Origin of the sequence: Phyllobacterium sp. 22552 (assembly GCF_052044585.1) — a bacterium.
In the GTDB taxonomy this organism is placed as follows: Bacteria; Pseudomonadota; Alphaproteobacteria; order Rhizobiales; family Rhizobiaceae; genus Phyllobacterium; species Phyllobacterium ifriqiyense.
In genome coordinates this window covers 1-16,439 of record NZ_JBQENG010000001.1, presented here as the reverse complement: position 1 = coordinate 16,439, position 16,439 = coordinate 1, and the positions used below count along the sequence as shown (strand labels likewise).

General features: G+C 51.9%; 18 protein-coding genes and 1 pseudogene. 8 read left to right on the top strand and 11 right to left on the bottom strand.

The window, feature by feature from the left end; translation table 11 throughout:
• Window positions 1–35: 35 nt before the first annotated feature.
• Window positions 36–902, top strand: coding sequence for a tetratricopeptide repeat protein (locus ACTJI9_RS00095; protein ID WP_115053206.1), 867 nt, complete (start codon window positions 36–38; stop codon window positions 900–902).
• 77 nt (window positions 903–979) lie between these two features.
• Here ACTJI9_RS00095 and ACTJI9_RS00090 read toward each other — a convergent pair whose 3' ends face one another.
• The 7 genes from ACTJI9_RS00090 to ACTJI9_RS00060 form a co-directional block, all read right to left on the bottom strand.
• Window positions 980–2,380, bottom strand: a complete 1,401-nt coding sequence (locus ACTJI9_RS00090) for an NAD(P)(+) transhydrogenase (Re/Si-specific) subunit beta (RefSeq protein WP_115052231.1) — start codon at window positions 2,378–2,380, stop codon at window positions 980–982.
• Window positions 2,381–2,390: 10 nt separating this feature from the next.
• Window positions 2,391–2,801, bottom strand: coding sequence for an NAD(P) transhydrogenase subunit alpha (locus ACTJI9_RS00085; RefSeq protein ID WP_115052230.1), 411 nt, complete (start codon window positions 2,799–2,801; stop codon window positions 2,391–2,393).
• Complete coding sequence (locus tag ACTJI9_RS00080) at window positions 2,801–4,111, bottom strand: Re/Si-specific NAD(P)(+) transhydrogenase subunit alpha (protein WP_440805236.1); 1,311 nt, start codon at window positions 4,109–4,111, stop codon at window positions 2,801–2,803. Before ACTJI9_RS00080 ends, ACTJI9_RS00085 begins: the two co-directional genes overlap by 1 nt.
• 155 nt (window positions 4,112–4,266) lie before the next feature.
• Window positions 4,267–4,488, bottom strand: a complete 222-nt coding sequence (locus tag ACTJI9_RS00075) for an aa3-type cytochrome c oxidase subunit IV (protein ID WP_115052228.1) — start codon at window positions 4,486–4,488, stop codon at window positions 4,267–4,269.
• A 121-nt stretch (window positions 4,489–4,609) separates the two neighbouring features.
• Complete coding sequence (locus ACTJI9_RS00070) at window positions 4,610–4,756, bottom strand: DUF3096 domain-containing protein (RefSeq protein ID WP_008124743.1); 147 nt, start codon at window positions 4,754–4,756, stop codon at window positions 4,610–4,612.
• A 112-nt stretch (window positions 4,757–4,868) separates the two neighbouring features.
• Window positions 4,869–5,366, bottom strand: coding sequence for a hypothetical protein (locus tag ACTJI9_RS00065; protein WP_440805233.1), 498 nt, complete (start codon window positions 5,364–5,366; stop codon window positions 4,869–4,871).
• A complete protein-coding gene (locus ACTJI9_RS00060; RefSeq protein WP_440805230.1) occupies window positions 5,356–5,952 on the bottom strand; it encodes a CGNR zinc finger domain-containing protein in 597 nt (198 codons plus the stop codon). Before ACTJI9_RS00060 ends, ACTJI9_RS00065 begins: the two co-directional genes overlap by 11 nt.
• 65 nt (window positions 5,953–6,017) lie before the next feature.
• Between ACTJI9_RS00060 and ACTJI9_RS00055 the strand changes: the two genes are divergently transcribed.
• A complete protein-coding gene (locus ACTJI9_RS00055; RefSeq protein WP_440805229.1) occupies window positions 6,018–6,917 on the top strand; it encodes a branched-chain amino acid ABC transporter permease in 900 nt (299 codons plus the stop codon).
• 6 nt (window positions 6,918–6,923) lie between these two features.
• Here the strand turns inward: ACTJI9_RS00055 and ACTJI9_RS00050 are convergent, their stop codons facing one another.
• Both ACTJI9_RS00050 and ACTJI9_RS00045 read right to left on the bottom strand, forming a co-directional pair.
• Complete coding sequence (locus ACTJI9_RS00050; protein ID WP_115052224.1) at window positions 6,924–7,673, bottom strand: SDR family NAD(P)-dependent oxidoreductase; 750 nt, start codon at window positions 7,671–7,673, stop codon at window positions 6,924–6,926.
• Between the two features lie 133 nt (window positions 7,674–7,806).
• Entirely contained in the window at window positions 7,807–8,916 is a 1,110-nt protein-coding gene (locus ACTJI9_RS00045) for a TRAP transporter substrate-binding protein (RefSeq protein ID WP_115052223.1), read from the bottom strand.
• A 244-nt stretch (window positions 8,917–9,160) separates the two neighbouring features.
• Here ACTJI9_RS00045 and ACTJI9_RS00040 point away from each other — a divergent pair, with 244 nt between their 5' ends.
• Entirely contained in the window at window positions 9,161–9,931 is a 771-nt protein-coding gene (locus tag ACTJI9_RS00040; protein WP_354344469.1) for a gamma-glutamyl-gamma-aminobutyrate hydrolase family protein, read from the top strand.
• Window positions 9,932–9,969: 38 nt separating this feature from the next.
• Here ACTJI9_RS00040 and ACTJI9_RS00035 read toward each other — a convergent pair whose 3' ends face one another.
• On the bottom strand, window positions 9,970–10,989 hold the full coding sequence (locus ACTJI9_RS00035) for a substrate-binding domain-containing protein (protein ID WP_115052222.1): 1,020 nt from the start codon (window positions 10,987–10,989) through the stop codon (window positions 9,970–9,972).
• Window positions 10,990–11,236: 247 nt separating this feature from the next.
• Window positions 11,237–11,725, bottom strand: a complete 489-nt coding sequence (locus tag ACTJI9_RS00030) for a MarR family winged helix-turn-helix transcriptional regulator (protein ID WP_115052221.1) — start codon at window positions 11,723–11,725, stop codon at window positions 11,237–11,239.
• Window positions 11,726–12,022: 297 nt separating this feature from the next.
• Here ACTJI9_RS00030 and ACTJI9_RS00025 point away from each other — a divergent pair, with 297 nt between their 5' ends.
• The 5 genes and pseudogenes from ACTJI9_RS00025 to ACTJI9_RS00005 form a co-directional block, all read left to right on the top strand.
• Entirely contained in the window at window positions 12,023–12,790 is a 768-nt protein-coding gene (locus ACTJI9_RS00025; RefSeq protein WP_435530172.1) for a creatininase family protein, read from the top strand.
• A gap of 104 nt (window positions 12,791–12,894) precedes the next feature.
• The gene (locus tag ACTJI9_RS00020) at window positions 12,895–14,004 is read left to right on the top strand and encodes a CobW family GTP-binding protein (protein ID WP_440805224.1); all 1,110 of its coding nucleotides are present in this window, start codon (window positions 12,895–12,897) and stop codon (window positions 14,002–14,004) included.
• Entirely contained in the window at window positions 14,004–14,978 is a 975-nt protein-coding gene (locus tag ACTJI9_RS00015) for a WD40 repeat domain-containing protein (protein WP_440805221.1), read from the top strand. Before ACTJI9_RS00020 ends, ACTJI9_RS00015 begins: the two co-directional genes overlap by 1 nt.
• Window positions 14,979–15,164: 186 nt before the next feature.
• Window positions 15,165–15,740 (top strand): endonuclease III domain-containing protein, encoded by a 576-nt coding sequence (locus tag ACTJI9_RS00010; protein ID WP_440805218.1) that lies wholly within the window; start codon window positions 15,165–15,167, stop codon window positions 15,738–15,740.
• A gap of 241 nt (window positions 15,741–15,981) precedes the next feature.
• A pseudogene (locus ACTJI9_RS00005) lies at window positions 15,982–16,149 on the top strand (gluconokinase); the annotation flags it as partial.
• Between the last annotated feature and the right edge of the window lie 290 nt (window positions 16,150–16,439).

Sequence of the window (16,439 nt, the reverse complement as noted above, 5' to 3'; positions counted from 1 at the left end):
TTGCAAAGGCTTTGGTTGAACAGGACAATTGGAATATGACACATTCAATGGAAATGGCTTCATACCGCAAACCTGAATCGATCAAGGGATCGACAAGAATCGCTGGCCTCTTATTGGCATCCGTAATGGCTTTAGCGCTTGCAGGCTGCAACACCACTGCGACAGATATGACCGGGATCGACAAAGCTCAAGGTTCTGCCGAAAACATCAGTTCGCTTAATGATGTCATCCGCAATAATCCAAAAGATCCCGAAGCCTATAATGTGCGCGGATCGGCCTTTGGGCGCGCGGGCCGTAGCAATGATGCCATCAAAGATTTCAACACAGCCCTTCAGTTGAACCCAAACTTCTATCAAGCCTATGCAAACCGGGCGCTGGTCTATCGCAATATGGGCAACACAGCCCAAGCTGCAGCGGATTACAGCAGAGCCATCCAGATCAACCCGCAATATGATACGGCATATATTGGCCGCGGTAATCTATACCGGCAGGCGGGCAAACTCGATCAGGCTCTGAATGATTTCCAGCAAGCTATTCAGCTCAACACAACTGACGCTCGCGCCTATCATAATCGCGGACTGATTTATCAGGCTCGCAACCAGCACAAACAAGCTATCGAAGACTTTTCGACAGCGATCTCGCTACAGCCTGATGCCGCAGAACCTTATAATGGTCGTGGCATCTCCTATGTCGCACTCGGCGATGACGACAATGCCTTTGACGATTTCAATACGGCCATCAAGCTCGATGGTGACATCGCAGAAGGCTGGGCAAATCAGGCTCTCATCTATGAGCATCGCGGCGAGAAGGCCCGTGCAGCCAAATCCTATGCAAAGGCCGTACAACTTGATCCGAATTACAAGCCGGCCAAAGACGGCCTTGCCCGTACACGCGGCGCTTGATGCGGTAGAAAAAATCACAAAACCAATAAAAAACCCGCCGAGATAGCGGGTTTTTTATTATTTAATTGCGCTTCAGATTAGTGGTCGAGCGCTTTCACAATGTTTTCGACCATCTTCTTCGCATCGGCAAACAGCATCATCGTATTGTCGCGGAAGAAAAGTTCATTCTCCACCCCGGCGTAACCGGAACCCATGCCCCGCTTGATAAAGAGAACTGTTCCAGCCTTGTCCACGTCAAGGATTGGCATACCAAAGATTGGTGACTTTGGATCAGTCTTTGCTGCAGGATTGGTCACGTCATTCGCACCGATAACAAAGGCGACATCAGCTTGAGCGAACTCGGAATTGATATCCTCAAGTTCGAACACCTCATCGTAAGGCACATTTGCTTCGGCCAATAGAACGTTCATGTGACCTGGCATACGGCCTGCAACTGGGTGAATGGCGTATTTGACCTCGACGCCCTCGGCCTTGAGCTTGTCCGCCATTTCACGCAAAGCATGCTGCGCCTGCGCCACGGCCATGCCATAGCCCGGCACGATAATGACCTTGGAAGCATTTTTCATGATAAAGGCGGCATCGTCGGCAGAGCCTTGCTTGACAGGACGCTGCTCAACTTCGCCAGTAGCAGCACCGCCAGTCTCACCGCCAAAGCCACCAAGAATGACCGAGATGAATGACCGGTTCATGCCCTTACACATGATGTAAGACAGGATCGCACCGGATGAGCCAACCAGCGCACCGGTGATGATCAATGCCAGATTGCCCAGCGTAAAGCCGATACCTGCTGCTGCCCATCCTGAATAGGAGTTCAACATTGATACCACAACCGGCATATCAGCGCCGCCGATTGGCACAATGATCAATCCACCCAAAATGAGCGACAAAATCACGATAAGCCAGAAGACCACATGGCTTTCCGTCAAGACCAAGGCGATGACAAGAACAACAATTGCGATCAACAGGCTGGCATTGATGAAATGGCGGCCGGGCAACATGATCGGCTTACCCGACATGCGGCCATCCAATTTAAGAAACGCTATGATCGAACCCGTGAAGGTGATCGCGCCAATAGCAACACCAATGGACATTTCGACAAGCGCCTGCGCGTGTATCGATCCGATTTCACCAATCCCGAATGATTCAGGAGAGTAGACTGCCGCTGCTGCCACCATCACGGCGGCAAAACCAACGAGAGAGTGGAACGCTGCAACAAGCTGCGGCATGGCCGTCATGGCAATACGCTTGGCGATATAGGCGCCAACGCCGCCACCAATGGCAAGACCAAGAACGATCAAGCCAAGACCGCCAAAACTAGGCTCGGCCAGTGTCAGCGTCGTGATGATCGATATGCCCATACCGATCATGCCGTAGAAATTACCCTGTCGGCTTGTGGTTGGATGTGACAGGCCGCGCAGCGCCAAGATGAACAGGACGCCGGAGACGAGATAAAGAAAAGCTGCGAAATTAACGCTCATTGCTCAAATCTCACTTTTCTTTTTTCTTGTACATGGCAAGCATGCGATGAGTGACGAGGAAGCCGCCAAATATATTGACGCTTGCAAGAACGAGCGCGATGAACCCAAATCCGGTGGCCACCCCACTTGCGGACAGGCCCACAGCAAGCAGCGCACCGACAACGATGACCGACGAAATAGCGTTGGTCACGGCCATGAGCGGCGTATGCAGCGCGGGCGTTACCGACCAGACCACATAATAACCAACGAAAATTGACAGAACAAAAATCGCGAGGCGGAAAACGAATGGGTCAACTGCACCACCGGTAATCGCATGTGCAGCAGCACCAGCCGCGTCGGGCATGGTTTCGGCAGCCTGCCGCACCATTTCCGTGGCCTGATTAAGCGTTTCGAGCGCTTTGTCTAGCGTTGCGTCAGCCATCATGCCTCTCCTTCAGATGTTTTGGGGGCAACAGTTTTCGTCACAGCTTTCTTTGGCGTAGCCGCTTTTGTTGATGCTGCTTTCTTGACCGGAGCTTTCGCCGGTGCCTCCTTGGCAGTAGTGGCTTTGACGGTCGTGACCTTTTTCGCGGCAGCAGTTTGCACCGAGGATGTGGCAGCGCCACCTGCGAAGGCCGGATGCACAACCTTGCCGTCATGCGTCAATACAGTCGCCTTAACCAACTCATCGTCGAAATTGATCTTGATTACCTTGGCTTCTTTATCGACCAGCGTTTCAACGAAGGCGACCAGATTTTTGGCATAAAGCTGTGACGCTGTGGCGGCGATCCGTCCAGCGACATTCAGATGCCCGACGATCTTCACGCCGTCGACCTCAACGATCTTTCCGGCAACAGCACCCTCTACGTTTCCGCCACGTTCCACCGCCAGATCAATGATGACGGAACCCGGTCGCATACGCGAATACATCTCGCGCGTTACGAGCCGTGGTGCTGGTCTGCCGGGAATGAGGGCCGTTGTGATAATAATATCTTGTTTGGCGATATGCTCTGCAACCAGCGCAGCCTGCTTTGCCTGATATTCTTTCGACATTTCCTTGGCATAGCCACCGGCTGTTTCGGCGGCCTTGAACTCTTCATCTTCAACAGCCAGAAACTTCGCACCAAGCGAAGCAACCTGTTCCTTGACCGCGGGTCGAACGTCCGTTGCCGTGACAACGGCTCCAAGACGGCGCGCTGTCGCGATCGCCTGAAGGCCGGCAACACCGACACCCATGATGAAAACCTTTGCAGCAGGAACGGTACCCGCAGCCGTCATCATCATTGGCAAAGCGCGATCATACTCTTCCGCCGCGTCAACCACTGCTTGATAGCCGGCAAGGTTTGCCTGGCTGGAAAGAACGTCCATGACCTGAGCACGCGTGATACGCGGCATGAATTCCATGGTAAAAGCAGTAACGCCCGCATCGGCAAGTTCTTTGATTGCGGTTTCATTGCCATAGGGATCGAGCATAGCAATGACGACCGCGCCCTTTTTGTAGGATTTGAGCTCGGTCGAGCTTGGTCGGCGCACCTTTAAAACAATATCGGCGCTTTTCGCATCTGCTGCCTTGCCAATTGAGGCTCCGGCTGACTCAAACTCGCGATCGGGAATACGGGACAAAACGCCCGCGCCGCTTTCAACGATAACTGAAAAACCAAGATTTATAAGTTTTTTGACCGTTTCCGCCGAGCCGCCAACCCGCGGCTCACTGGCATCAGTCTCTTTCGGTATGAATAGTGTCTGAGCCAAGCTCTCACCCCCTAAGCAAGTTAACTCTCTACAGGCTCAGCAAGATCGCCTACGCCTGTCCGACTTTACCGGGCAATACCCTTAAGGTGAAAACAGTCAGCTAACTGGTTTGCAAAGGGCATCCACCCGAATGATGCAACGAAAAGACAAGCAGGCTAAACCAAAAACCAGGCAGCCACACATATAACAATGAATAAAATGGTAGCGGAGAAGAACCCGCCAGCGAAAAAACCGAAAGCCATTGCAGCTAACAGCGCAACACAGAAAATCACACCCCATTTTGAAAGCGTAAGAAACAGATTGTAGGTGTTCTCATGTTCTTTGTAGTCCATGGGAGCGCCCAGTTCCGCAGGGGCGGTATCGTGATGTTCAGCCATCTTCAAACCTCTTCGTATCGACGTCTTAATGGCAATAGCGAAAACGACGCATCAGCGCAATGCGCAGATAGTCGCTCGCTGCTGTTCAATTGAGATAATATTATCGGCGATTGAAGATTATCTAATTGAGAAGGTTAGGAAACAGGCCGAGAACACCAATGATAATCAGATAAAGCGCGACAACGTAGTTCAAGAGGCGTGGGGCGATCAATATGAGGATGCCCGCTATAAGTGCAACCAACGGGGCGATGGCGATCTGTGTAATCATGCTTGCAACGTCCTTTGAATGATGTGCCTGATGCCCAGAGCAAACCAAATCACGTAAGAATGCAATCCATTTCGATCTTTTTCTCGCAGATTCAGTGGATATAGCGGCTTCATCAGGTGCCGGGGCACACCACCGCGGCAGGACTTTTATCGGGATTGGCATCATAAAACGGACCAACAACAAGCGGTTTGTCAGGCATGACAGATTGATCAACGTCAGAGATCATCTTCCGCTCTATAGTCTGCAATAGCTGACCACTCGCATCTATGACGCGCATGCTGACCCTATACTCGCGATTGGCCTTCACACATTTCACCGGAGGGCTTTCCACGGTCACTTTTGTCATGGTCGGCCAGATTTTTTGCCGTACTATGAAAGGATCTCCGCCTGCCGGATTTTCAAAAGTTGCCTCCAGCACGGAATCATTTGGAAGGGGCCTGACTTTTGAGAGCGTTAAAACGTAAGTCGCCTGCGCGATACGATAATTAAACACGAAGATTTTTCCCGACACGTTAAGATAATCACCCTGTCCGGGATCGCGGCATGCCCCAAGAGCCAAGACAATAATTATGCTGAGCAGCAAACCGGCACTTCGGACTCTATAAGCCATGACCTCTTCCCTTACGATCATAGTGCCGTTTTGCTTTTGCGCGATTGCCGCACACGGTCATGTCACACCAGCGCCGGCTGCGATTACGGCTCTCATCCAGATAAAGCCAATGGCAATTCGGACATATTTTGATTCGTGATAGCCGCGCAGGGTCGAGTAGATTTAGACCAGACAGCGCGGCTCCAGCGGATAATAAAAGCTCTCTGTGCTGGGCAAATGGCGGCAAGGTAAAATCCTGCTCATTCTGGCTATCGCCGATGACAGCCGAGGCCAGTCGCAAAAAATTCGACAAATATTGGGCTTTAAAGCCTCCCTCCAGTACCGCTGTTCGGAACAGGTTATTTATCGCCTCGCGCAATTCTATCAAATTTAAGTGCCCAGACGGCGACTGCGGTGGGATAAAATTAACACTGCCCCATTCCCCGGCGCGGAAAATGCCAGCAGCGCATGCAAACCTTGCAACCTCCAGACTGTTTGAAAAACGGTCTTGGGCGCGGTCAGGGGCTTGGCGAAAGATAATCGTATTCGCCAAATCAAGCGCCAACACACCTCCGCTAAACCTATGAGCATTCCAATCAATCCACATATCGAAATTCTAACTGGTAAAATCGATTTTGCAAGTTAGACTAGTTGGTGATGGGATGGTGCTGAATGTCGTACTTTCTGCAACTATTGTTGAACGGAATTCACAATGCGGCGCTCTATGCACTGCTCGCCTATGGCTATGTCCTCATTCATGGATTGACGCACCGAACAGATCTCTCGCTTGGCGCAATTTTCGCGTTTTCGGGACAGACATTCATTCTTGCAGCAGCTTTTGGCTTTTCCGTCCTTTGGATGACAATGCCAGCCGCTTTGGGGTTTGGCTTCATAATTGCGGCCCTTTATGTAACCGCGGCCGGCTATTTGGTCGCTAGGCTTATTTATACTCCGTTGGATGCTGGTACTCGCAATACGGTGCTCGTCGCCACATTGGGGCTAACCATCTTTCTGATGGAATTGTCGCGCATTGCTGCCGATACAAGAGATTATTGGCTGCCGCCCATGCTGGCCTCGCCTGTCTTTATTCTGGGGCCGGCAGCCGACATAAGCCTTACCCAATTACAGCTTGTGAACATTGGTATCGCACTGGCTGTTGTTCTTCTGGCAGAACTGACCATGAACCGCACGCTGGCCGGTCGCATCTGGCGCGCGGTCAGCGACGAGCCTACCGCCTCGGCGCTATGCGGAATTGATCCCGTCTCTGTACGAACAAACGCAATCCTAGTCGCTTATGGAATCTGTGCGCTCGCCGGATTTCTCGCAGCACTCTACTACGGCAATGTGAGCTTCAATACGGGCATAATCTTTGGGCTCAAGATCCTGTTTATAACTGCCGCCGGGAGCTTTTCGCGTCCGCTCCATGCTGCGTTCGGAGCGGCCATCATCGGCATGGTGGAATCCATCTGGGGCGGATATTTTTCAGTGCTCTGGCGCGATGCTGCAATATTTTCATTGCTTGTACTGGTATTGGCGATACGCACCAATGTCGATGAACAAGAGCGCGTCTAGAGGACTCTAGCCTTGAAGGCTATGGCCGCCATCAATCGTGATAACAGTGCCCGTGATGTAGCTGCTTGCATCGGAAGCAAGCAAGAGCACTGCACCATCAATATCTTCAGGCTCTCCCAAGCGGCGCATTGGGTTTTTGCCTTTGAGAAAACCTTTTGCCGGACCATCCATGATGGTTTCGTTGAGTTTGGTTGGAAACCAGCCAGGTGCAATGGCATTGACGCGGATGCCATGCGGCGCCCATTCAAGCGCGAGCGATCGCGTCATTTGTGCTACCGCCGCTTTCGACATCGCATAGCCGGCAGATCCCTTAATCGGAGCGTCGGCAAGAATACTCGACAGATTGATTATTGAACCCCCGATTTTGTTGGCAATCATGCGCTTGGCGGCTTCCTGAGCAATAAAGAATGCCCCTTCCACGTTGACCTCGAAGATATGGCGCAATTGCTCGCGGGTGGTCGTCAATGCCCGTTCGATGGCAGCGACGCCAGCATTGTTGAACACAACTGAAACTGGGCCGAACAGCCGTTCCGTTTCGTCGAATGCCCGCTCTATGTCGGCCGCAATCGTTATATCAGCGATAATGTTGACGACGTTTGAGTGAACCATGCTCTCGGATGTTGGCGTCCGTGAGATCGAAACCACATTGGCTCCGTTGGCTGCGAGAACCTGGATCATCCGTAAACCAAGCCCGGACGACCCACCTGTCACCGCAATGGTTTTTCCTGCAACCGAAATAGATCTATCAATATTCATTGATTAAGTACCGCTGGGCATCCCAATTGTGGTCTCACTGATAGACGGCCCAGCATGGCATGACAACCAAAAGAAGCTGAATGAAACGAGACCCCGGCTCCGAGAACCGGGGTCTGGCGTCGAGATCGTGGTTTTATAGTTTTCCGTTGCGCTGTTGCACCATCATGAAAGTATCAAATGTGTACTCGGCAACTTGGGAATAGAGGAAATGCTCATTGCGGAACGCTTTGATCGAATCCCATATCTTCTTGAACGAAGCGTTGCTGGCTTCCAGTTCTGCGTAAACAGTGTTGGCCGCCGTGAAACATGCGTTCAAAATTTCTGGGCTGAATGGCCTTAACTGCGCACCACCTGCAACAAGCCGCTTGATCGCACCCGGGTTAAGATAGTCATACTTCTGCAACATGTTTGCATCCGTGGCCTGCGCAGCGGTACGGAACAATGACTGGTACGCGGGCGGAAGCGCATCCCATTTTGACTTGTTGACCATGAAGCTGACCGTTGGGCCACCTTCCCACCAACCTGGATAATAATAATAAGGAGCAACTTTCTGGAAGCCGAGCTTCTCATCGTCGAAAGGTCCAACCCATTCCGCCGCATCAATTGTGCCCTTTTCCAGAGCCGGATAAATGTCGCCGCCGGGCAATTGCTGGGGTACAACGCCAAGGGTTTCTAGGACCTTGCCGGCAAAGCCGCCAACGCGCATTTTCAGACCTTTGAGATCTTCGATGGTCTTGATTTCCTTCCGGAACCAGCCACCCATCTGCACGCCCGTGTTGCCGCCGGGATAGACCTGCAGTCCTTGGGTGTTGAAGAATTCGTTCATCAAATCAATGCCGCCGCCATGATACTGCCAAGCATTCATGCCGCGGGCATTGAGCGCGAAAGGTACAGCTGCTCCAAGCGCCCAAGTGGGATTTTTGCCCCAATAATAATAAGCGACCGTATGGCAGAGTTCGACTGTACCCGCAGCTGTCGCGTCAGCCGCCTGAAGGCCCGGAACAATTTCGCCCGCCGCAAATGGCTGGATAGTGAAATTGCCATCCGTTGCCTCTCGCAGATATTTTGACAAGTCGACTGCTCCACCGTAAATCGTCTCCAACGATTTCGGGAATGATGATGCACAGCGCCATGTAATTTTGGGCAATGTTTGCGCAATTGCCGGTGCTGCCAATGTGGTTGCCGCTGTCGCTGCGCCAACACCTGCAAAACCCGCCTTCGTCATGAATGAACGACGATCCATTAATTCTCCTCCAAAACTTTGAACCCCAGAACTATTCCCGGTCCAGATCAACAGACATTCAGTCTTGTTCTCCCGATCCTGCGCTAAACATACACACTCGTTTGTTCTAGTCCAGCCGACGGTTACGGCGGTTCTACCTTTTGCCTATCTTCGCGGTAGTCCGCGCCGCATATGGTTGGTCATGACCATTGGAAATGGCTTCGAACTCAACTACATTCTATTTAGAACCCTTTGGAGTGAAATCATGCGGCAACCTCTCGTCGCCATATCGTCAGACGTGCGAAATTTCGAAAATTACACCTGGCATGCGGCGCCCGATCAATATCTGATGGCTGCCTATCAAGCGGCCGACGTTATTCCGCTTATTGTACCCTCAATTGGCGAGGGCCTGGATATTGACGCGATTCTCGACGGCGTAGATGGCGTACTCATTACGGGATCGAAGTCCAACGTGCATCCAGCGCTCTATGGCGCCCAACCCACTGAAGCGCACGAGCCATATGACCCCGCGCGCGATGCCACCTCGCTTCCGCTGATCCGCCGCGCTATCGACCGGGGCATCCCGCTTCTGGCAATCTGTCGCGGCATTCAAGAACTGAACGTGGCATTGGGCGGCACTCTTGCCACAGAAATCCAGCAGTTGGATGGGCGCATGGACCACAGGGCTCCTGCTTCCGAAATTCAGGCGGAACGGTTTGCAATTCGCCATCCGGTGCACATCAAGGCGGGTTCATGTCTGGCGGCAGTCATGAACAGTGATGCAATCCAAGTAAATTCCGTACACCGGCAGGCAATAGATAGACCGGCACCTCAACTGGAAATTGAGGCTGTGGCCGATGATGGGACGATCGAGGCTGTCTCTGTCAAAAGCGCTCGCGCTTTTGCAGTCGGTGTACAATGGCACCCCGAATACTGGGTAAAAACCGATAATTCTTCCCAGAGAATTTTTGCTGCATTTGGCGATGCAGTGCGTGCGCACAAAGCAAGCCGCGAGCGATTGCAAGCTGCCGAATAGCAGTAATCGCTGCTCTTGGCCATTCTAGCTTAAGCAGATCAGCGTTCCTTTGGTTTTGACGTTGACTGCCGTATCCGCAACTCAGGCTTGATAAGTTCCTGACGGGCATGGGTGTCTGCACCGTTTAACTGGTCAAGCAGAGCGCGCGCCGCACGTTGCCCCACCTCCCGCTGGCCATTCCAAACCGTAGTCAAGGCAGGAGTCGCAATCGCGGCTTCTTCCAGATCGTCATAACCTGTAACTGAAATATCCACGCCAGCGACGAGTCCGGCGCGAGCAATGCCGTTCATCATGCCGATTGCGCAAAGATCGTTCCAGCAGACCGCTGCCGTGGGATGGTCCTTTAGCGCGAGAAATTGCGGCGCGGCATCGAAACCGGCCTGTTTAGTCCGAGGCCCGGGAATCCGCCATTCTGGTTTCGCATCGAGCCCTGCTTTTTGCATTGCATGCAGATAACCTTCATACCTGTCACGGCCAGTTGAGGTTTGATCAGTACCGCCGACCATTGCGATGCGCGTATGCCCGAGCGATATAAGATGATTGGTCGCTAGCCCGATACCATATGCATCGTCTCCACGGAAAACCGGAACATTCGCGTCCTGCACCGTACGTGCGATCAGTACGACTGGAAGACCGTTGTCTTCAGCCATGCGAATGTCTGCTGCAGGCGTGCCTATGGCGGGAGACATGATTACACCATCACCGCCCAGCTGCAGGACAGTTTCGATGAATGTCCGTTGCTTCTCCACTTGATCGTAATGATTCGACAAAATGAACGTTTGGCCAGAACGATCCAGCTCGCCCTCGATAGCCCGCAAAATTTCGGCAAAAAACGGGTTCATGATGTCATGAACAACTACGCCAACAATTCCCGACCGCGAAGTGCGCAAGCTGGCGGCCCGCCGGTTATAGATGTAGCCGATTGCTCTCGCATGCTCTTTGATCTTGTCCCGGGTCTGGTCGGCAACAAGCGGGCTGTCTCTCAAGGCAAGCGACACCGTCGCGGTAGACACTTTCAACGCGTCGGCAATTGTCGATAGCTTAATTTTCTGCGCCAAAAGTACTTTCTCCCCGCGATTCCATTCATTGAACAGAATATCATTCTTGGGGTTATGCCATCGCGGATCAATAAATCAAAGTTCTTTCCGCTCCAAAACTGACGCGGAAAATTGCGTGCCCATCGCTCAAGGCTAAAACTATCTTGCAAAGATCGGAGCACGCAGCCCAACCTTGCGGTCTTCAGCCTGGGAACAGGCGGCAAGAACCGCAGGCAAGCTATATGTCTGACAAAATAGAGCCCGTTAATTATTCATCGTCATTGTCGTCATCATCGTGCTCATCTGAACCCGTCTGACGCAAGAGATCCGCAGCCGATAGATTCATTTCAAGTCTTGTGAGCATTTTGACAAAAGCTTTACGCTCCTTTTTGTCAAAACCTTTCATTGCGTCTTTTTCGGTCTTGCGAATGGATTTTTCAATCGACTTGATGGCTTCATTTCCTGTGTCTGTCAGGAAAATATGGGCTTGGCGCTGATCCGTCGATGATCCCTCTTTTTTCACAAATCCCTGGGTCTGCAGGCGGGAGATCGTCTTTGTGATCGTCGGAGGACGCACACCAAGTCTCTTGGCAAGAACGCTGGGCGATAGCCCATCTTCGTGCGCCAGTTGGAGCATTACAGCGTCTTGTCCAGCATAAAAACCGTGGCCCAGCAGCCTTATCGCCAAAGCGGTACGCGTTAATCTTGCAGTTGACTGCAAGCGATGAAGAATAAGAGGCTTACGATCCTTGACCATTCCAATTCCTCTTTTGCTTATAAACCGTTCGCGATAGTGAGACGGCTAGCACAATTGCGTCAAAACTCATTAACAGACAAATCGACGTCAGGAAAATGTCTGGCCCCTGTGGGGTTTTCGACCCGTTTCCGGACAATGGTTACATTTAAACTACTGCCTGAGTGCCGCGTTACAATTCTTATGTGACAAACTGATGAAATTTGCCGACGAATTGCTCGCGACGCAGAAATTAAGGCTGTGAATGCTCGGCGCATAAGCATAGTTTCAGTGGCTACAGGATTGCTTTTTATAACGATGATGCAAAGTGACCAGGACATGTCCAACTCTTCAAACAATACAATCGCATTATTGCCGCTGGGAGCGCATGAGCAGCATGGACCCCACCTTCCATTCGAGACGGACACGTTGATTGTTAAGGGATTGGTCGATCGCCTCAAACCCTTGCTACCGCCCGAATTGGATATAACGTTCCTCACCGCCGAACCAGTTGGCTATTCAATCGAACACATGGATGTGAAAGGCACAACATCGCTACGTTTTGACGAGGCTGTACATCGTTGGATTGCGATCGGTGAAAATTTAGCTGAACGCGGAATATCCAAGCTTGTCATGCTTAACGCACACGGGGGCAATTCCCCGCTTACGACAATCGTCGCTACAGAACTGCGCGTTCGCTTTGATATGCTTGCCGTCGCGACCAGTTGGACGCGCTTTGGTCTACCGGACGGTTTGATATCGCCTGAAGAAAAAGCCATCGATATCCATGGTGGTTTTATCGAAACCTCGGTGATGCTGGCCCTGCATCCTGAACTTGTTCAGATGAACGAGGCGCAAAACTTCACCTCAAACCAGAGCCAGTTTGCCGCAGATTACAAGCACCTGCGAGCCTATGGGCCACACGCATTTGGCTGGAAAATGTCTGATCTGAACATGCAAGGCGTTGCGGGTAACGCTTTATTGGCCACTGCGCAGGCCGGCGAGGCAATAATCAGCCATAGCTTGAAGGGCATCATTGAGTTGATTGAAGATGTCGCGAAGTTTGATGTTTCTGTATTCAAGACCTGATACGGCGCTCAATCGCATTGCCTCATCCTTTTGCTCGCTACAGATATGGCAAACGGTGACCCAATCACCTATATCGAGGGTCTATACTCAACAAGAGGCACGCTATGAGTGAATCTCAGACCATTTCCGCGCCAGTCGACGCTGCCAAGACCGCCCAAATACCGGTCACAGTTTTGACCGGATATCTTGGCGCAGGCAAGACAACGTTGCTCAACCGCATTTTGAGCGAAAACCATGGCAAGCGCTATGCAGTCATCGTCAATGAGTTTGGTGAAATCGGAATTGATAACGATCTGATCGTTGAGTCCGATGAAGAAATTTACGAGATGAACAATGGCTGTATCTGCTGTACCGTTCGTGGAGATCTGATCCGCGTTGTTGAAGGCCTTATGCGCCGTCCGGGCAGATTTGATGCGATCATTGTTGAAACGACGGGTTTGGCCGATCCGGTCCCTGTCGCACAAACCTTTTTCATGGATGAGGATGTGCGGAAAAAGACCACACTTGACGCGGTGGTAGCACTGGTTGACGCCAAGCATCTGCCGCTACGCCTGAAAGACAGCCGAGAAGCAGAAGACCAGATCGCATTTGCCGATGTCGTTCTGCTGAACAAGACGGATCTGGTAACACCGGAGGAGTTGGCGGTTGTTGAAGCCACGATACGCGCGATCAATCCCCACGCAGTGGTTCACCGCACTGAACGCGCCAATATCGATCTTGTGAAAGTTTTGGATCGCGGGGCATTTGACTTGACGCGTGCACTGGAGAACGACCCGCATTTTCTCGACCATGATCACCCCGATCATGCCTGCGGCCCGGATTGTGACCATGATCACGGTCATGCGCATCATCATCACCATCATCACGATCACGACCATACGCATGATCACGATCACAGTCATGCATCGCCAATCCACGATGTCACTGTGCAGTCAGTTTCTCTGCGCACAGGGGAATTGGTTGCCGACAAATTCTTCCCCTGGATCCAAAAGATAACGCAGGACCAAGGTCCAAATATTTTACGCCTTAAAGGTATCCTTGCATTCAAGGATGATCATGAACGCTACGTTATCCAAGGCGTGCACATGATTATCGAGGGAGACCATCAGCGAGCCTGGAAAGATGGCGAAAAGCATGACAGCCGTCTTGTTTTCATTGGACGCGAACTTGACCATGCCGCGCTGAAAGCTGGCCTTGAAAGCTGTCTTGCCTGATGCCAACCATAGCTCCACTGGATTTGGTCGGCCACTGTATCGACGCGCGTTTCATTCAAGATATCCCTTTCTTCGCTTTGGCAGATGGAACTATCCATCGTCTCGATAATGGCCACAAAGCAGCGGAGGCCCATGATGGGCTTCTTTGTGCGATTCCATCGGGCGATGGTAAGGATTTGCTTACGGGTGGCGAAGATGGCAGAGTCTGCTTAACCGGCTCAAACGGGCTGTCAACAGAAGTAAGCAATCTGCCGCGCAAGTGGATAACAGCTCTTGCTGCGGCACCGGGTGGTGCAATAGCATTCGCATCGGGCCGCTCCGCATGGTTTCGATCTGTTGATGGTCGCCTCAAGGAGCTGGCCCATGAGCGCAGTGTTGAGGGTCTGGCCTTTGCCCCAAAGGGTCTCCGCTTGGCAATCGCACGCTATAATGGTGTGACCTTGCATTGGCCAGCTACCAATAGCACGCCGACGGAGCTCGAGTGGAAGGGCGCGCATGTCATGGTGATGTTCTCGCCAGATAACCGCTTTCTTGTTACCTCGATGCAAGAGAACGCACTGCATGGATGGCGGCTTGATGATAGTCGTCACATGCGCATGACCGGCTATCCCAACAAAGTGAAAAGCTGGTCATGGAGCCCGAAGGGCAAATGGTTGGCAACGTCCGGTGCTCCAGCAGCAATCGTCTGGCCTTTTGCAGGCAAAGACGGTCCGATGGGCAAGGGGCCATTAGAACTCGGTACGCGCGGCGACAGTCTTGTGACTTCCGTTGCCTGCCATCCCGTCGAGGATATTGTCGCGATCGGTTATTCCGATGGCATGATACTTGTGGGCCGTTTTGGCGACCAGAAAGAAGTGCTATTGCGACGGCAGGGTAGTGGCGCCATTTCCACCATGAATTGGGACACTACCGGGCATCGGCTGGTCTTTGGAAGCGAGGCTGGCGACTGTGGCGTGATCGACATCACAGCATAGTTTGATGCTTTTGCCAAGAACACAAACAGGAATTGACATGTTCTTGTTTTGTTCTAATATTGGCCTATGCAATATGTTCTTGATTTTGGAACTCCGAGTCCGCTCGTGGGTGTCCATGATCGCTTAACAGCGCATTATGGCATTCCCGCTCCGGGACTTCGGTTCACGCCTGTCAGTATGCTGGTTATGGCAATGCTGGGCTGCCGCACCCGTGACGAAGTGTCATTGGAAGCGTTTCAGAATCTTCGACAGAAATTCAAAAACTGGGAAGCTGTCGCCTCTGCTTCGTCAGACGAAGTCAATGATTGCATTCATAGGATCACTTTTCCCAAGACATACTGCATATACATCCCCGAAGCGTTGCGTGGAATTATTCGGCAACAGGGTAAACTCAGTCTCGATACACTTGCCTATATGACAGTCGGACAGGCTCTACACTCATTGCAGCAGCATCGGGGCGTCGGTCCCAAAATCAGTGCCTGCGTTCTCAATTTCAGCACTTTGCAGATGCGCGCCTTGGTAGTTGATACACACTACCTTCGTTTTGCCGCGCGATTTCAACTCATCAAAGACGATTGGAACTACAATCTCAAAATGAAAGTCATACAGCGGCTTATTCCGAACTGCTGGTTGGCTAAAGACACAGAAGAACATCACGTGCTTGTAAAAAAATTGGCGCAGGAATTCTGCGTAACTGGAACACCGCGCTGCTGTGGATGCCCTCTGCAAATGATGTGTCCACATGGTCAATGTTCGACATAGAAAATTCTGTGCGCCATGGGCATGGCGACACGAGCTATTATTGTGGATTGGCTTTGCCTTGTTCGTGTGATTTTTGCATTACCCGACTTGGCTGCCAGCAAGCATTTGTGTGATCGCCAAGCCACCAGCAATTAATGATCGTATAGGGTCTGGGAAATTTTTCGGGAAGCCGACGCATTATGAAATGCTGCGCCGGAATGTTCACTGGCATTATGCCGCTTGATTTGAATAGATATGATTCATGGGTAAGCGCACGGGTCATTTTATGCCGGTTTCGATGTTGGACAGTCAGCTTTCCACGTTGGAATCGCCTGTTGGGGAAGATCTGGTTTTTCGCCAGGATGTGTCACGGAGCATTGACGCAATTGTTGGTGCGAGCGTTGGCTGGCTACGGCGGCTTAGAGTTTAGATAAGTGACTGGGGTCAAGCTGTTCTGGCCAGGGACGCAATTCGGATCGCGACCGTCTGAACTGTTTGTGTCCGGTTGTGCTTGACCGTCGGCCGTTGATTGGCCGGTTTGGGGTTTGCGCCGACATTTGGCACTGTGGCTTGCGGGTTGCAGCCACATTGGTGCATTGCTGCGGCTTGGTGCTGTGTTTGTGTGTTGGATTGTAGCGGTGTATTTTGGGGGGATGTTGAGTTATTGGTTGCGGGGACAGGATTTGAACCTGTGACCTTCAGGTTATGAGCCTGACGAGC

Excerpts from the sequence above, each read along its gene's own strand:
- ACTJI9_RS00025 (WP_435530172.1), top strand. The coding sequence starts at position 12,023 with ATGCAAAGTGACCAGGACATGTCCAACTCTTCAAACAATACAATCGCA.
- ACTJI9_RS00065 (WP_440805233.1), bottom strand. The coding sequence starts at position 5,366 with ATGGCTTATAGAGTCCGAAGTGCCGGTTTGCTGCTCAGCATAATTATT.
- ACTJI9_RS00070 (WP_008124743.1), bottom strand. The coding sequence starts at position 4,756 with ATGATTACACAGATCGCCATCGCCCCGTTGGTTGCACTTATAGCGGGC.
- ACTJI9_RS00015 (WP_440805221.1), top strand. The coding sequence starts at position 14,004 with ATGCCAACCATAGCTCCACTGGATTTGGTCGGCCACTGTATCGACGCG.
- ACTJI9_RS00075 (WP_115052228.1), bottom strand. The coding sequence starts at position 4,488 with ATGGCTGAACATCACGATACCGCCCCTGCGGAACTGGGCGCTCCCATG.
- ACTJI9_RS00020 (WP_440805224.1), top strand. The coding sequence starts at position 12,895 with ATGAGTGAATCTCAGACCATTTCCGCGCCAGTCGACGCTGCCAAGACC.
- ACTJI9_RS00010 (WP_440805218.1), top strand. The coding sequence starts at position 15,165 with ATGGCAATGCTGGGCTGCCGCACCCGTGACGAAGTGTCATTGGAAGCG.
- ACTJI9_RS00085 (WP_115052230.1), bottom strand. The coding sequence starts at position 2,801 with ATGGCTGACGCAACGCTAGACAAAGCGCTCGAAACGCTTAATCAGGCC.
- ACTJI9_RS00090 (WP_115052231.1), bottom strand. The coding sequence starts at position 2,380 with ATGAGCGTTAATTTCGCAGCTTTTCTTTATCTCGTCTCCGGCGTCCTG.
- ACTJI9_RS00095 (WP_115053206.1), top strand. The coding sequence starts at position 36 with ATGACACATTCAATGGAAATGGCTTCATACCGCAAACCTGAATCGATC.
- ACTJI9_RS00055 (WP_440805229.1), top strand. The coding sequence starts at position 6,018 with ATGTCGTACTTTCTGCAACTATTGTTGAACGGAATTCACAATGCGGCG.
- ACTJI9_RS00060 (WP_440805230.1), bottom strand. The coding sequence starts at position 5,952 with ATGTGGATTGATTGGAATGCTCATAGGTTTAGCGGAGGTGTGTTGGCG.
- ACTJI9_RS00045 (WP_115052223.1), bottom strand. The coding sequence starts at position 8,916 with ATGGATCGTCGTTCATTCATGACGAAGGCGGGTTTTGCAGGTGTTGGC.
- ACTJI9_RS00040 (WP_354344469.1), top strand. The coding sequence starts at position 9,161 with ATGCGGCAACCTCTCGTCGCCATATCGTCAGACGTGCGAAATTTCGAA.
- ACTJI9_RS00030 (WP_115052221.1), bottom strand. The coding sequence starts at position 11,725 with ATGGTCAAGGATCGTAAGCCTCTTATTCTTCATCGCTTGCAGTCAACT.
- ACTJI9_RS00050 (WP_115052224.1), bottom strand. The coding sequence starts at position 7,673 with ATGAATATTGATAGATCTATTTCGGTTGCAGGAAAAACCATTGCGGTG.